Source organism: Devosia rhizoryzae (assembly GCF_016698665.1).
In the GTDB taxonomy this organism is placed as follows: domain Bacteria; phylum Pseudomonadota; class Alphaproteobacteria; order Rhizobiales; family Devosiaceae; genus Devosia; species Devosia rhizoryzae.
Map to the genome: position 1 here is coordinate 2,570,317 of NZ_CP068046.1, position 13,710 is coordinate 2,584,026.

Genomic DNA, 13,710 nt, shown 5'->3' on the forward strand with positions numbered 1-13,710 from the left:
TCTTACGCCGCAGTATTCGTGGCGCGCGGATCGGCGGCCGGGAAGGTCAGCGTGGTGACGGCGCCGTCCTTGTTGGTGAAGCTCAGCGTGCCGTCGAGTGTTCGGGCAAAGCTCGAAAGGACACGGAAGCCGAGGCGGTCGCTGCCCGCCGGATCGAAGCCTTCGGGGAAGCCCGGACCAGTATCGGAGGTGGTCAGGACGTAGTCGGCGCCTACTTGCGCGAGGCTGACAACAAAGCGCCCGCTGCCGCCCGGAAAAGCATGCTTGACGGCGTTGGTGGCCAGTTCGCTGAGGATCAGCGACAGGGTGATCAGCCGGTTGACGCCGAGACGCGCGACGCTGCTTTCAACTACGATTTCGATGTCAGGGCTGCCGGCGCTCTGGAAGACATCGCGCAGCAGGTCGCCGAGATAGGCGTCGATGGCAAGATCGATATTGGTCGGGTCATAAAGCCGACGATGGATGCGCGCCATGGAGTCGAGGCGCGTCGACGCATCCTCGAAGGCGGAGACGGCATCGGGCGTGCCGCGCACGCGGCGTTTGTGCATCGACAGCAGCGCGCTGATAAAGGCCATGTTGTTGGCGGTGCGGTGCTGGAGTTCTTCGAACAAAGCCTTTTGCTGATCGAGAAGGGCCGTGGTGCGCTGTTGTTCGGCCACAAGGCGGCGTAGCGCGACGTTCATGACGTGGATAATCAGAATATCGGCGGCCAGAATAGCGACAAAGAAGAGGACGGCGATGGCGCTCTGCGTGTCGAGCGCGAAACCGCCAAAGGGCGGGATAAACCAGTACCAAGCCGAGAGGATCGAAAGGATCGCGACCACGACGCCCGGCCCGGTGCCGCAGAAAAAGGCGGTGAGGAGAACGGCGGGGAAGAAGGTGAGATATGGAAATCCCGCAGGCAGGACGTCGTTGAGCACGAACCGCACCGCAAGAGCGATGGCGAAGGCCAGAATGGCGGTGGCATAGGCGATCGCTGGACGCTTTCGGAACCACTCGCCATGGCTCAGGAGCGCCGCACTCAGACTTCCTTCAAGCACGACAAGTCCTCAAGGGCGCCCACGCCCGGCTATAATGGAAAACCTAAGCCAGGGCGCCCTGCCCCGGCATCCTGGATCAGGCCGACACCATCTTGCCTGCCAGCGCGTCGGCGATTAGCCGGCGCGTATTGACGATACCATAAAGCGCGGCGAAAGAACCAAAGCGCGGGCCGCGTTCCTGGCCGATCAGCACCTGATAAAGCATCTGGAAGAAGTCGCCGGACACGCCCGGGCCGCCCGTCGGGCTCTTCTTGGTGTGGTCTTGATAGCGCTCGAAAGTGCGCGCGACATCAAGCGCAGCGTTCTGGATGTCTTCGTTGCTGGCGTCGGCCGGCAGTTCCGCAAAGCTGGCGGAAAGCGCTTCCAGCGCCTGGCGCTCGACATCGTCGGGAGCGCGATAGGTCTTTTTCACGAAATCGCGGAAGTAGCGCATGGCGTAGCCGACCAGCGCATCGAGATGCGGATGGGTCTTGGCCGAAACGCCGGGCGCATAGGCCGAAATATAGCCCCACATGACTTCGGGCGTTTCCGGGTTGGACGCCGTCGCAAGGTTAAGCAGCAGCGCGAAGGTGACCGGCATGTCGATCTTGGGCACATTGCCGTAATGAACATGGAAGGCCGGGTTTTCGAGGCGTGCAGCAGCATCCTGGCGCTCATAGGCGGCGACGAAGCTGGCATATTCGTCGACGGCGCGCGGGATGACGTCGAAGTGGAGGCGCTTCGCGACGCGCGGCTTCTGGAACATGTAGAGGCCCAGGCTCTCGGTCGGCGCATAGGTCAGCCATTCGTCGATGGTGAGGCCATTGCCCTTGGATTTCGAGATCTTCTGGCCTTCGCTGTCGAGGAACAACTCGTAGACGTAATGCTCGGGCGGGGTGCCGCCGAGAATGGCGCAGATCCGGTCGTAGATCGTCTGGTTGGTCTGGTGATCCTTGCCGAACATCTCGAAATCGACGCCGAGCGCGGCCCAGCGCATGCCGAAGTCTGGCTTCCACTGCAGTTTTACATGACCACCGGTGACCGGCACGGTGGTGTCGCGGCCATCTTCGTCGGCAAAGGTCACGGTGCCGTTCTTGGCATCGACTTCCTTCATCGGCACATAAAGGACGCGGCCGGAAATCGGGGAAATGGGCAGGAAGGGCGAATAGGTCGCCTGCCGTTCGGCGCCCAGGGTCGGCAGCATCACGGCCATGATGTCGTCATAGCGCTCGGCAGCAAGCCGCAGCACGGTGTCGAACTTGCCGGACCGGTAGTACTCGGTAGCGCTGGCGAATTCGTAGTCGAAGCCGAAGGTGTCTAGGAAGCGGCGCAGCATGGCGTTGTTGTGATCGCCAAAGCTTGGATATTCGTTGGTCCACGGGTCAGGTACCGCGGTCAGCGGCTTTTGCAGATGCGGCTCCATCGCCTCCTTGGAGGGAACGGTTTCCGGGATTTTGCGCATGCCGTCGAGATCGTCGGAAAAGCACAAAAGCCGCGTCGGGATCTGGTCGCGGGTCAGGAGACGAAAAGCCGTGCGCACCATGGTGGTGCGCGCCACTTCGCCGAATGTGCCGATATGCGGCAGGCCCGAGGGGCCATAGCCGGTTTCGAATAGCGCTTCGCCCTTGCCGGACTTTTCGAGCCGTTTGACGATCTTGCGCGCTTCTTCGAAGGGCCAGGCGCGGGCAGACTGCGCGGGCTCAAAAAACGAAGGGTCAAGCGGGGGCAAAGCGGCAGGCGACACGGGCACTAGGCCTTTCGGGACGGGCAGAGAGAGGACGGAAAGCGTCATGTGCACGGGAACGCTTACGGCGTCAATGTCGCAGGTGGGTTGCGTGCCGCGGCGCGGCTTCCTAACTTTCTCGCCAGTTCAACAATCGAGACCCAAATCCATGAGCACTGCTGCCCACGACGCCCTCATCGACCTGATGATCGTCGCCGCCATGTCCGACAGTGCCATCACGGAAAAGGAACTGGTGCGGATTTCGGCATTGGTCGACCGTCTGCCGGTGTTCGAGGGTTTCGATCGAACGCGGCTTGAAGACGTCGCCAATGCCTGTGCCGACCGGCTTAACCAGATGGGGCTCGATGCGGTCGTGGATGCTGCCATCGACGCACTGCCGGTCAAACTGCAGGACACCGCCTATGCCGTGGCGGTCGAGGTCACGGCGGTGGACCTTTATCTCGAGCAGGAAGAGCTCCGCTTCCTTGAACTGCTGCGCGACAAGCTGACGCTCGATCGCTTGACCACGGCGGCGATCGAAGTGGCAGCGCGGGCGCGGCATCGGAAGCTGCCGGCGTGATCTTCTTCCCCTCTCCCCCTGCGGGAGAGGGTGGATCGGGCGGAGCCCGAGACGGGTGAGGGGTTGGTGGCAGTTCCCGTAAACCCCTCATCCGCCCCTTCGGGGCACCTTCTCCCGCAAGGGGAGAAGGGAAGAACAGATCAGTAGAATCCGACCGGGAACCAGCGCAGATAGAGTTCGTCCAGCGCGCCGTTTTCCTCGAGGCGCACTAGCGCCCAGTCGATGGCGTGGCGGATGGGGTCGTTGCCGGCTGGCACGGTGATGGTCAGGCCTTCGCCGAAAAGGTCGGGACGGAAATAGGCGTCGCCGGCAAAACCACAGCAGGCGAGATTGTCGTTGAGCCAGAAGGCGGCGCGCATGGCGTCGCCGAAATAGGCGTCGACGCTTCCAGTCTTGACCGCTTCCAGGGCATCGAGCTCACTGTCGAAGCCCACCTGTTCGACATCGGGCAGGTAGCGGGTCATGAATTGGGCATGGGCGCTGCCGGTGCGGACGGCTACGCGCTTGTCGGACAAGCCGGGCAGCGAGAAGCCCTCGATGGCATCCGCCGCGGTGACGAAGCGTCCTGGCAGGGCCAGATAGACCGAGGAAAAGTCGAAGCGTTCGCCGTTTTCCGGCGTCATGGCAAGGCCGGCGACCAGCGCATCGCCCTGGCTATCGGCCAGCGCATTGGCGGCCTGGTCCCAGGGCCAGGCCTGAATGGTGCAGGCCACGTCGACCTCGGCACAGATGCGGCGGGCGAGATCGATATTGAAGCCGATCAGCTCGCCGTTGCTATCGCGAAAGTTGAAGGGCGGAAAATCCGGCGTGGTGAGGAAGCGGATGGCCGGGACCTGATTGGCCGGCAGGATCTCGCGCGCGTCCGGGTCGGCGTGTTGCGGCAGGAGCTGGGCAAACGCGGGGGTGGCGAGGGTGAGGAGCGCGAAAGCCATTGTGCGGCCCACCCCCACCCAACCTCCCCCTGAAGGAGGGGGAGGAGCTGCATCGAGTTCTGGACGAGCTCTAAACCAAAGCACGGTAGTGCTCCTCCCCCGTCTTGCGGGGGAGGCTGGGTGGGGGTCTTTCCGCATCGCCCTCAAACCTGATCCAACCCGAACATCAGGTCGGCAATCAGGTCGTCCGGATCCTCGAGCCCGACTGAAAGCCGCACCAGCCCTGGCGTCACTCCGGTCTCAAGGCGTACGTCTTCGGTCAATCGGGCATGGGTGGTCGTGCGCGGATGGGTGATCAGCGATTTGCTGTCGCCAAGATTATTGGAGATCAGCACCACGGCGAGGTTGTCCGAAAGCGCGAAGGCGCCATCCTGGCCGCCCTTGACGTCGATGGCCATTAGGGTCGAGCCGCGTGTCATCTGTCGCTTGGCCAGTTCGTATTGCGGATGGCTCTGGTGATGTGGATAAATGACCCGGTTGACCTTGGGGTGGTCGGCGATCGCGGCCGCGACTTTTTCGGCGCTGTCAGTCATGCGCTCCACTCGCAGTGCATAGGTTTCGAGGCCCTTGAGCAGCACCCAGGCATTGAAGGCGGAAAGCGTCGCGCCGGTCTGGCGCAGGAAGGTATGGACGTCGCCTTCGATCAGGGCCTTGGACCCCAAGACAATGCCGCCGAGCACCCTGCCCTGGCCGTCGATATGCTTGGTGGCCGAATAGGTCACGAGATCGGCGCCGAGCTGGAGCGGCTTTTGATAAAGCGCGGTCGAAAACACGTTGTCGACGATGAGCTTGGCACCATGGGCGTGGGCGATGTCGGCGACGGCCTGGATATCGACGAGTTCGAGCGTCGGATTGGTCGGCGTCTCGATGAAGACGAGTTTGGTGTTGGGCTGCATGGCGCGGGCAAAGTTTTGCGGATCGCGACCGTCGACCAGTGTCGACTGGACGCCAAAGCGCGGGGCGTAATCTTCCACCACATAGCGGCAGCCGCCGAAGAGCGCCTGCGCGGCAACGATATGATCACCGGCGCGGACCTGGCTCATCACCGCATTGGTGACAGCGGCCATGCCCGAGGCAAAAGCGCGGGCCGCTTCGGCGCCTTCCAGCAGCGCCATGCGGTCCTGGAACATGTCGACGGTGGGGTTGGCGAAGCGGGAATAGTTGTGGCCGCCGGGGAGCTTGCCCTGGAACAGCAGTTCGGCATGTTCGGAGCTGGGATAGGAATAGCCCGAGTTCAGAAACAGCGCTTCGCTGGTCTCGTTGAAATCGGTGCGCTTGCCGCCGCCATGGACGAGCTGGGTTGCCGGCGACAGCGTCTTGGGATCGCGCAGGGGATTGTCGTTCTTGGACATCGGGCTCTTCCAACAAAAAACCGGCACGCGAATGGCGGCCGGTTACGGTCTTTAGCGAAATCTTTTAAGTGGCTGCAAGCGACCGGCCAAATCGCCACTGGGCTGTGATGTAAGGGCAATTGGCGGTTGGCGTCAATTGCAGGGGTTGCTAGGGATAGCCAAGCGCGGGGTGGAACGTTTTCTAATGAGCGAGACTTGGCCCAAGGGCGTCTTTCCGGCGCGGTTGATCGAAAAGCTGCGGGCCGGGGGCGCGATCACGGCGCGGCCGTTCGATGCCGACCAGGTGCAGCCGGCGAGCCTCGACCTGCGGCTGGGCAACACGGCTTATCGCGTGCGCTCGAGTTTTTTGCCGGGACCATCGCATTCCGTCGCCGAGCGCATCGAGGCGCTAAAACTGCACGAGATCGACCTGACGCAGGGGGCGGTCTTGGAGCGCGGATGCGTCTACCTCGTACCGCTCGAAGAAAGGCTCGACCTTCCCCTCGATGTCAGTGCTTCCGCCAATCCAAAGAGTTCAACTGGCCGATTGGACGTTTTTACCCGCGTGATCGGCGATCGGGCGCGTGGCTTCGATCAGCTGCCGGCGGGCTATAAGGGTCCGCTTTATCTCGAAATCAGCCCGCGCACTTTTCCGGTCCTGGTGCGTAGCGGCTCGCGGCTGAGCCAAATGCGGTTCCGGTCGGGCGATAGCCGCTTGACCGTCGCCGAGCATCAGGCGCTGCATCAATCGGACACGCTGGTGATCGGCGGCGAGCAGCCGGTGGATCATGGCGTGGCGCTTTCGATCGACCTTCTCGGCCAGGGCCGCGACGGCCTTGTTGGCTTTCGTTCAAAGCGCCACACCGCCGTTGTCGACGTGGACAAAAAGGACGCGCTCGACGTTCTCGACTTCTGGGACCCGCTTTATTCCCGCGGCCGCAGCGAGCTGATCCTTGACCCGGATGAATTCTATATTCTCGTGAGCCTCGAGGCCGTGCATGTGCCGCCGAGCCACGCCGCCGAGATGGTGCCCTTCGATCCGCTCGTGGGGGAATTTCGCGTCCATTATGCCGGGTTCTTCGACCCCGGCTTCGGCCACTCCGCCGCTGGCGGCACCGGCAGCCGGGCCGTGCTCGAAGTGCGCAGCCGCGAAGTGCCGTTCCTCCTCGGCCATGGCCAGATCATCGGGCGGCTGATCTATGAAAAGCTCGCTGAAGCGCCGGACCGCCTTTATGGCACCGCTTTCGGCTCCAATTATCAGGCGCAGACGCTCAAGCTTTCGAAGCATTTCAAGGTGTTCGGCGGCTGAGCCGCTGGCGAAAAAAAGGGAGGTGGCATTGCTGCACACCTCCCCTATTGCTTGAGACGGCGGGCTGGCGCCCGCCGAAAGGGATCGCTTACTGGCCAACCATTGCGGCGAGTTCGGCGAACTTTTCCTTAACCTTTGCCGGACCACTGGCATTGGCGATGTCTTCAAGGTTTGCCGGCTCGTCGCCGACCACGATCAGACCGACCATGCCCATGGCGAAGTGCGGAGCGCACTTGTAGCCGTAGGCGCCTTCGACGTCGAAGGTCACGCTGAACTCTTCGTTGATCTTGCCCTTGAACTCGTTGCCGCCTTCAGGGAACATGTCCTTGATGGTTTCGGCATTGTGACCCTTGTCGGTCGGGATGAACTTGACCGTGTCGCCAGCTTCGATCTGCAGGAAGGCCGGCTCGAACACCATTGCCTGGCCATCGGAGCCCTTGTTGAGCATGTGAACTTCATACTCGGCTGCAGAAAGCGTGAGGGTCGAGGCCAGCATCAGGGCGGCTGCGGTCAGAATGCTACGAAGTTTCAATGCAAAATCTCCAGGTATTATGATGTGCGCCGCTTCTGAGTGCAGACGCATCGTGAGTTGAGTGAGCTGCACGCGGGGTCTCGACCCTGGCCCAGCCTGTCGGCGAATTCTGCCGTCCTCCAACTAATATGTTAGGGCCTCGGTTGCCCCCTATCAATATGGCTTTGGTGCCTTTTTCAAACAAAAGGCCGGGAGGACCCATCATATTGCAGGATTGGTGGGCGGCTGCACTTGCATGGCAAAGGCGGCGAGCGCCGCATTGTACTGAGCGGCACATTCGAGCATGCCCATGTGGTTGGCGCCCTCCACACGCTGCACGGCCGCGCGGCGTACAGTCTGTGCCGCGATCTGGTCGCTGGCGACCGGTTTGGTGACGATGTCCATTTCGCCCGCGATCAGCAGCACGGGAACATCGACCTTGGCGAGCGCTCCCCTGGCATCCCAGCGGAACATGGCCAAATTGCCCTTGGCGATCTCGCCCGGCGGATTGCGCGTCGACAGCAAAGACACGTGGTTGAGCTGGCTGCGGGTTACATATTTGCCAAAGCCGACGCGGTTAGCGACATGGGTCATGCCGCTGAGGTAGCTGTGCCAGGCGCTGAGCCAGGCCAGCGGCTGCAGGAGGATGGTCAGCCGGAACACGGGCTCGAGAATGGGCCAGCGGATCGCCTGCATGAAGCGGGGCAGGATCATGGTCTTGAGCGGGTTGATATAGGTGGTGTTGAACAGCGCCGCCCCGGCGACGCGCTGGGAGAACAGCAGCGGATTGTCGCGCGCCAAAGTCTGGATGGTCATGCCGCCAATGCTGTGCCCGGCGAGTACTACCTTTGCGGCCCCGGACCATTCGATTACAGTGCCAAGGCTTGCGGCGAAGTTTTCAAGGCTCACGGGTCCTTTGGAGAGACCCAGCCCCGGCAGATCCCAAACGATCACCCGGAAGCGCTGTCCCAGATCGCGCTTGGCATAGTGCCAGATGGTGCTGTCCATCGACCAGCCATGGGTGAGGATCAGGGTCGGTCCGGAGCGCAGGCCCAGCTCCTCGACGTAGAGCATGCTCCCATTGGGACCAGGTATGGTCTGGCCCTGTCCGCGATCAGCTTTGGAGGGTTCGCCGCGATCGGGGCCGGCAAGCAGGGGCGCCAGGACGATCTTGCCGAGGAACGAAAAGGCCGCAAGGCCGATGGCCCAGTAAAGCCGCCAGTATTCGCGCACCCGGAGGATGTCACCGTTGGCCCGGCGCACCACCTCCCCATCGTACCAGGTCCAGGCGAGATAGATCATCACGCCCAAGATGATGAGGGACACGAGCGTGGTCAGAAAGCGGACAATGGCAATAAGCGGCATGGTGACTCCGGCAAAAGCGGCGCCCAGCGCCACTTGCAATCAGCGCCTCAATCACCACGCACCCCGATGGTTCCGCGGCGACCCGAACCGGTTTCGTTCCAGCCCATCGCCTCTGCATCAGGCGCATGGATCGGCAACACATCGAAGACGTTGGAGGGGCGAAATGGAGTTTTTCATGATCACCGCCCTTCTTGCCTCTCTTGCCGTGTTCTCGATCATGCTTGTTCTGGTGGACGGGGAACCCGACTGAACGTTGTCACAAGCTTGACGCTTGCCCAGATTTCCAGCATCTATCGCCCAAGGCGGGTGTAGCTCAATGGTAGAGCAGAAGCTTCCCAAGCTTACGACGAGGGTTCGATTCCCTTCACCCGCTCCAAACGCCTCCCTCACATGGCTAATCTCTTGGCGAGAGTTGACTGCACTCAGGCGGTAAAGCTGAAGTAGTGTTGACGTGATCTCGACTGTTGGACAGCGAGCCTCCCAAGCCGCCCCGCGCTGCTAATGATTCTGCTTCTTATGGCGTGGTCTATACGCTTCATGGTGACGGAGGATTGGCGGCATCGTCAGCCCTCGAACATTCTTAGCAGATCGCCAGCGCGGTTTCGCTGCGGTTGCTACGCTGATCACCTCGACTGCGATGAAGTCAGTCCACCACCGGCGGCCATCGTACTACCCGCCAGCGCTTCGGCATCGGGGAAAACATAGCTGTATACGACCGGGCATTTTCCTTGCTTACATGCAGTAATTGACTTTTGTCAGCACCCATGACTAATGCTGAAATGCAGTCCGGGGAACGCATGCCTTTACGTCCAGCTGACCAGTTGATCCATAAAGCAGCCTGGCTTTATTACACGCATGGCCTGCGCCAGGATGAGGTCGCACAACGGCTCAACCTGTCGCGTGCGTCGGTCGCGACCTATCTGCGCAAGGCCCGCGAAACTGGCATCGTTACCATCTCCACCTCGTCCCAGCTTTATACCGACGAGGCCTTGGCGCGCCGGCTCGAAGATGCAATCGGGCTCGATGCCGTGTGGATCGTGCCCGAGGATCGGGAAGCGCTCGACCCTTCGGCTGAGATGCCCGTCGTGGCGGCCACGGTGTTTCAGGAGCTGGCGCGGAGCGGCGACCGCATTGCCATCGCCTGGGGTCGCACTGTCTACCACATCGCCGACGTCATGCCTTATGCCGATCGGCAGAACGTCACGGTGGTGCAGCTATGCGGCAATCTCGGCGCACCCTATAGCTATCGGCCCGACCAGTGCACGACCGAAATCGCCCGGCGCCTCAATGCCGAGGGCATCAACTTCTATGCGCCGCTGGTGCTGAGTTCGGAGCGTCTCGCCGAGGAGCTTCGGGCCGAGCCGGTAATCCTCGAACAGCTCAAATCCATCGCCACCTGCCAGCTCGCGCTTTATTCCGTTGGCGGCATCGAGGCCGATAGCCACCTGGTGCGCTGCGGAGCGCTGACCGCCGCTGAAATGGCGGACATGGGCGAGGCGGGGGCGGCCGGCGTTATTGCGGGGCAGTTGATCGATGCCGAGGGGCAGCTGGTCGATTGCGATTACAACCGGCGCTGCATTTCCGCCGACCTCGACAGCATACGCGCGATCCCCAAACGTCTGATGGTGGTCGAAGAAGCCAACAAATTCGAGCCTCTGGTGGCCGCCATCAAGGGAAGACTGGTTTCGCACCTTGTGGTCACGACGTCGATGGCACAACGCCTGCTGTCGCGCTGGGAGGGCGCGCCAGCCTGATTTTTCCGAGGAGCCAACATGCAAAATCTTTGGCGAGACGCCGATGCGGAAGCCAGCGTCACCCGCTATGCCGATCGCGGAGTCAACCGCGACCTGGCGCTGCGTACCTATACCACGCGCCTCCTGGGCGGTGACCCGCGGCTGGTGCTGCATGGCGGCGGCAATACTTCGGTCAAGACTAGGGTCACCGATCTTGTTGGCGACGAATACGAGGTGCTCTGCGTCAAGGGCAGCGGCTGGGACATGGGCACGATCGAGCCGCAGGGCCTGCCGGCGGTAAAACTTGCGCCCCTGCTCAAGGCGCGCAAACTGGACCGGCTTTCCGACGAGGACATGGTGGCGCTGCAGCGGGCCAATCTTATCGATCCCGGCGCTCCGAACCCTAGCGTCGAGACCCTGCTTCACGCCTTCATTCCGCACAAATTCGTGGATCACACCCATTCAACGGCAATCCTCGCCATCGCCGACCAGGCGGAGAGCGAGCGGATGAGCCGGGAGCTGTTCGGGTCGCGCATGGGCTTTGTGCCCTATATCATGCCGGGTTTTGACCTCGCCAAGGCGGCGGCCGATGTCTTCGATCAGGACCCCACGGTCGACGGGCTGATCCTCGACAAGCACGGCATCTTCACCTTCGGCGAAACCGCAAAGGCGGCCTATGACCTCATGATCCATTATGTGACGGTGGCTGAGGACTTCGTGCGACAGAACGGGCGCAACCCGCTGGTGCCCGCGCGCCTGCCCGAGCGGCTTGCTGCGGTCGAAGAAATTTCCCCGATGCTGCGCGGCGCTGTCGCGCATCGGCTCGGCGAAGGCCGTTCCGAGCGGTTCGTCAGTGAGTTCCGCAGCTCCCCGGCAATCCTCGATTTTGTCAATTCAACCACGCTCGAAGACATGGCAACACGCGGCGTCTCGACGCCCGACCTTTCCATTCGCATCAAGACCGGGCCGATGGTGCTCCCGGCGCCGGATGCGGATGCGCTCGATACTTATCGCAGTGCGATCGATGAGCGCGTCACGTCCTATATGGCCGATTATACCGAGTATTTCCGCAGCAACGACGCGCGAGACGACGTCAAGCGGACCATGCTCGACCCAATGCCGCGCCTCACCATGATGCCGGGTCTTGGGCTATTCGGGCATGGGCGCACGCTCAAGGACGCAAAGATTGCGGCCGACCTTGGGGAGATGTGGATCGAGGCGGCCCGCGACGCTGAGTCCGTTGGCCGGTTCGAACCGGTCAGCCGGCCTGATCTGTTCGATCTTGAATATTGGTCGCTCGAACAGGCCAAGCTCAGTGGCGCCAAGCCCAAGCCGCTGACGGGACAAGTCGTCCTTGTCACGGGTGGCGCCGGGGCGATTGGCGCGGCAACGGTCAAGGCATTTGCGGCTCAAGGCGCTCATGCGGTGGTGCTGGACCTCGACCTTGGCCAGGCAGACGCAGTAGCAAAAGCTGCCGGTAACAATTCTATTGGCCTTGCCTGCGACGTCACCGATCCTGCATCGGTGCGTGCGGCATTCGATACGACCATGCGGGTGTTTGGGGGCGTCGACATCGTCGTATCCAATGCCGGTGCCGCCTGGGAAGGCGCGATCGCCACCCTTGATGATGCGCTGCTGCGCAAGAGTTTTGAGCTCAACTTCTTCGCCCATCAACTGGTAGCGCAGAACGCCGTGCGCGTGATGAAGCAGCAGGGCACGGGTGGCGTCTTGCTGTTCAATGCCAGCAAGCAGGCGGTCAATCCCGGTGCCAAGTTCGGCGCTTATGGCCTGCCCAAGGCGGCGACGCTGTTCCTCTCGCGCCAATATGCGCTGGAACACGGCGCCGACGGTATCCGCGTCAACGCGGTCAATGCCGATCGCATTCGTTCTGGCCTGCTGACGGGCGAGATGATCAGCAACCGCTCGCACGCCCGCGGGCTCAGCGAGAAGGATTATATGGCGGGCAATCTTCTCGGGCTCGAAGTCACGGCCGAAGATGTGGCGCAGGCCTTCGTGCACCAGGCGCTGGCCGAACGCACGACCGGCAATGTAACGACCGTCGATGGCGGCAATATCGCCGCGACGCTTCGGTAAACGAAAAGGGCGGCCCGGGAGCCGCCCTTCCCTATTCCTTACAGCAAGGCTTATTCGCGGCCTTCCGGAAGCGGCATCCAGTCGGGCGTCGCCACGTCGGCATGGGCAAACTGCGGCAGGTTGGCGCCGAGCTCTTCCATATTGGTGATGTTCTTGTCGAGCAGGTCGGCCTGGGTGATCAGGGTCGGCGGCACGATGACGCTGGCACCCGGATCTTCGCCGGCCAGCATCATGGCCAGAGCGCGGACCGAAACTTCACCCACGACGGCCGGGTTGGTTGCAGCTGTGGCGACCCAGGCACTGCCGGGCTCGCGCATGGCGGCGATGTCGGAGGTCGAGATATCCGCCGAGTAAATCTTGACCGAAGAGGTGAGGCCAGCTTCGTCCACCGCGATCTTCACGCCCTTAGCGAACTCGTCATAGGGGGCGAACATCACGGTGATGTCGGGATTGGCGGTGACCACGGAGCGGGCCTGGTTGGCGACCGAGTTGGCGATCGGGTTGTCCATGGTGCCGAACATGGCGACTTCTTCGATACCCGGATACTTTTCCTTGAACTCGCGCCAGGTTTCATCGCGGCGATCGAGCGGGGCGATGCCAGCAACATAGACGTAACCAGCGCGCCAGCTTTCGCCATTGTCCTTGACGGCTTGCTCCAGAGCGAGGCGGGCGAGATCACGGTCGGATTGCTCGATCTGGGGCACGGCCGGATTTTCGACATTGACGTCGAAGGCAACGACCTTGATGCCGGCGTCTACGGCGCGCTGCGCCGCTTCCTTCATGGATTCGGTCAGGCCATGCTGGATGATGATGCCATCGACGCCAAGAGCGATCGCCTGGTCAACCATGTCGGCCTGGAGCGCGGCATCCTGGCGGCTATCGAGCACGCGCAGATTGACACCCAGCGCGGCAGCCTGGGTCTCCACGCCCGAAAGGTAGGCCTGGAAGAAGTCGCCGGTCGAAAGGTAGCGAACCAGCGCGATTTCGACGTCGCCGGGATTGTCGAACGGAGCCGGCATGTCCTGTGCCAACGCCGTGCCGCCCAGCAGGGACGCGGCGACAAGGGCGAGGCCCAGCCTATGTAGAGTTCTGCGAGAGATCGTCATGGTTTCC

The 13,710-nt window shown here is 62.2% G+C and carries 11 protein-coding genes, 1 tRNA gene and 1 riboswitch; of the genes, 5 read left to right on the forward strand and 7 right to left on the reverse strand.

Annotated elements, in window-relative coordinates; genetic code table 11:
- Window positions 1-2: 2 nt before the first annotated feature.
- Complete coding sequence (locus JI748_RS12610; RefSeq protein WP_201631184.1) at window positions 3-1,040, reverse strand: sensor histidine kinase; 1,038 nt, start codon at window positions 1,038-1,040, stop codon at window positions 3-5.
- A 76-nt stretch (window positions 1,041-1,116) separates the two neighbouring features.
- A complete protein-coding gene (locus JI748_RS12615) occupies window positions 1,117-2,811 on the reverse strand; it encodes a lysine--tRNA ligase (protein WP_201631186.1) in 1,695 nt (564 codons plus the stop codon).
- Between the two features lie 100 nt (window positions 2,812-2,911).
- On the opposite strand from JI748_RS12615, the gene JI748_RS12620 reads away from it, so the two are divergent.
- Window positions 2,912-3,322 carry a tellurite resistance TerB family protein gene (locus JI748_RS12620; protein WP_201631188.1) on the forward strand — a complete coding sequence of 137 codons (411 nt, stop codon included), beginning with the start codon at window positions 2,912-2,914 and terminating at the stop codon, window positions 3,320-3,322.
- A gap of 140 nt (window positions 3,323-3,462) precedes the next feature.
- On the opposite strand, the gene JI748_RS12625 is transcribed toward JI748_RS12620, so the two are convergent.
- Together JI748_RS12625 and metZ are read right to left on the reverse strand one after the other, a co-directional pair.
- Complete coding sequence (locus tag JI748_RS12625) at window positions 3,463-4,254, reverse strand: transporter substrate-binding domain-containing protein (RefSeq protein ID WP_201631190.1); 792 nt, start codon at window positions 4,252-4,254, stop codon at window positions 3,463-3,465.
- Window positions 4,255-4,397: 143 nt separating this feature from the next.
- The gene (gene metZ, locus JI748_RS12630; RefSeq protein ID WP_201631192.1) at window positions 4,398-5,606 is read right to left on the reverse strand and encodes an O-succinylhomoserine sulfhydrylase; all 1,209 of its coding nucleotides are present in this window, start codon (window positions 5,604-5,606) and stop codon (window positions 4,398-4,400) included.
- 32 nt (window positions 5,607-5,638) lie between these two features.
- A riboswitch (SAM riboswitch) is annotated at window positions 5,639-5,714 on the reverse strand.
- Between the two features lie 76 nt (window positions 5,715-5,790).
- On the opposite strand from metZ, the gene JI748_RS12635 reads away from it, so the two are divergent.
- Window positions 5,791-6,894, forward strand: a complete 1,104-nt coding sequence (locus JI748_RS12635; protein ID WP_201631194.1) for a 2'-deoxycytidine 5'-triphosphate deaminase — start codon at window positions 5,791-5,793, stop codon at window positions 6,892-6,894.
- Window positions 6,895-6,982: 88 nt separating this feature from the next.
- Here JI748_RS12635 and JI748_RS12640 read toward each other — a convergent pair whose 3' ends face one another.
- Together JI748_RS12640 and JI748_RS12645 are read right to left on the reverse strand one after the other, a co-directional pair.
- Window positions 6,983-7,390 (reverse strand): pseudoazurin, encoded by a 408-nt coding sequence (locus JI748_RS12640; RefSeq protein WP_233280683.1) that lies wholly within the window; start codon window positions 7,388-7,390, stop codon window positions 6,983-6,985.
- A 237-nt stretch (window positions 7,391-7,627) separates the two neighbouring features.
- Entirely contained in the window at window positions 7,628-8,803 is a 1,176-nt protein-coding gene (locus tag JI748_RS12645) for an alpha/beta fold hydrolase (protein WP_233280684.1), read from the reverse strand.
- Between the two features lie 269 nt (window positions 8,804-9,072).
- Between JI748_RS12645 and JI748_RS12650 the strand changes: the two genes are divergently transcribed.
- From JI748_RS12650 to JI748_RS12660, 3 genes are all read left to right on the forward strand, one after another.
- Window positions 9,073-9,146 (forward strand) — tRNA-Gly (locus tag JI748_RS12650).
- A gap of 421 nt (window positions 9,147-9,567) precedes the next feature.
- The gene (locus tag JI748_RS12655) at window positions 9,568-10,524 is read left to right on the forward strand and encodes a sugar-binding transcriptional regulator (protein WP_201631198.1); all 957 of its coding nucleotides are present in this window, start codon (window positions 9,568-9,570) and stop codon (window positions 10,522-10,524) included.
- An 18-nt stretch (window positions 10,525-10,542) separates the two neighbouring features.
- Window positions 10,543-12,597 carry a bifunctional aldolase/short-chain dehydrogenase gene (locus JI748_RS12660; RefSeq protein WP_201631200.1) on the forward strand — a complete coding sequence of 685 codons (2,055 nt, stop codon included), beginning with the start codon at window positions 10,543-10,545 and terminating at the stop codon, window positions 12,595-12,597.
- A 50-nt stretch (window positions 12,598-12,647) separates the two neighbouring features.
- Here JI748_RS12660 and JI748_RS12665 read toward each other — a convergent pair whose 3' ends face one another.
- Window positions 12,648-13,703: a substrate-binding domain-containing protein gene (locus JI748_RS12665; protein WP_201631202.1), complete on the reverse strand. Its 1,056-nt coding sequence runs from the start codon at window positions 13,701-13,703 to the stop codon at window positions 12,648-12,650.
- Window positions 13,704-13,710 lie beyond the last annotated feature (7 nt).

Bases quoted from the DNA above. Each gene is read 5' to 3' on its own strand.
- JI748_RS12660 (WP_201631200.1), top strand. From the start codon at position 10,543: ATGCAAAATCTTTGGCGAGACGCCGATGCGGAAGCCAGCGTCACCCGC.
- JI748_RS12640 (WP_233280683.1), bottom strand. From the start codon at position 7,390: ATGCTGGCCTCGACCCTCACGCTTTCTGCAGCCGAGTATGAAGTTCAC.
- JI748_RS12620 (WP_201631188.1), top strand. From the start codon at position 2,912: ATGAGCACTGCTGCCCACGACGCCCTCATCGACCTGATGATCGTCGCC.
- metZ (WP_201631192.1), bottom strand. From the start codon at position 5,606: ATGTCCAAGAACGACAATCCCCTGCGCGATCCCAAGACGCTGTCGCCG.
- JI748_RS12635 (WP_201631194.1), top strand. From the start codon at position 5,791: ATGAGCGAGACTTGGCCCAAGGGCGTCTTTCCGGCGCGGTTGATCGAA.
- JI748_RS12615 (WP_201631186.1), bottom strand. From the start codon at position 2,811: ATGACGCTTTCCGTCCTCTCTCTGCCCGTCCCGAAAGGCCTAGTGCCC.
- JI748_RS12625 (WP_201631190.1), bottom strand. From the start codon at position 4,254: ATGGCTTTCGCGCTCCTCACCCTCGCCACCCCCGCGTTTGCCCAGCTC.
- JI748_RS12655 (WP_201631198.1), top strand. From the start codon at position 9,568: ATGCCTTTACGTCCAGCTGACCAGTTGATCCATAAAGCAGCCTGGCTT.
- JI748_RS12665 (WP_201631202.1), bottom strand. From the start codon at position 13,703: ATGACGATCTCTCGCAGAACTCTACATAGGCTGGGCCTCGCCCTTGTC.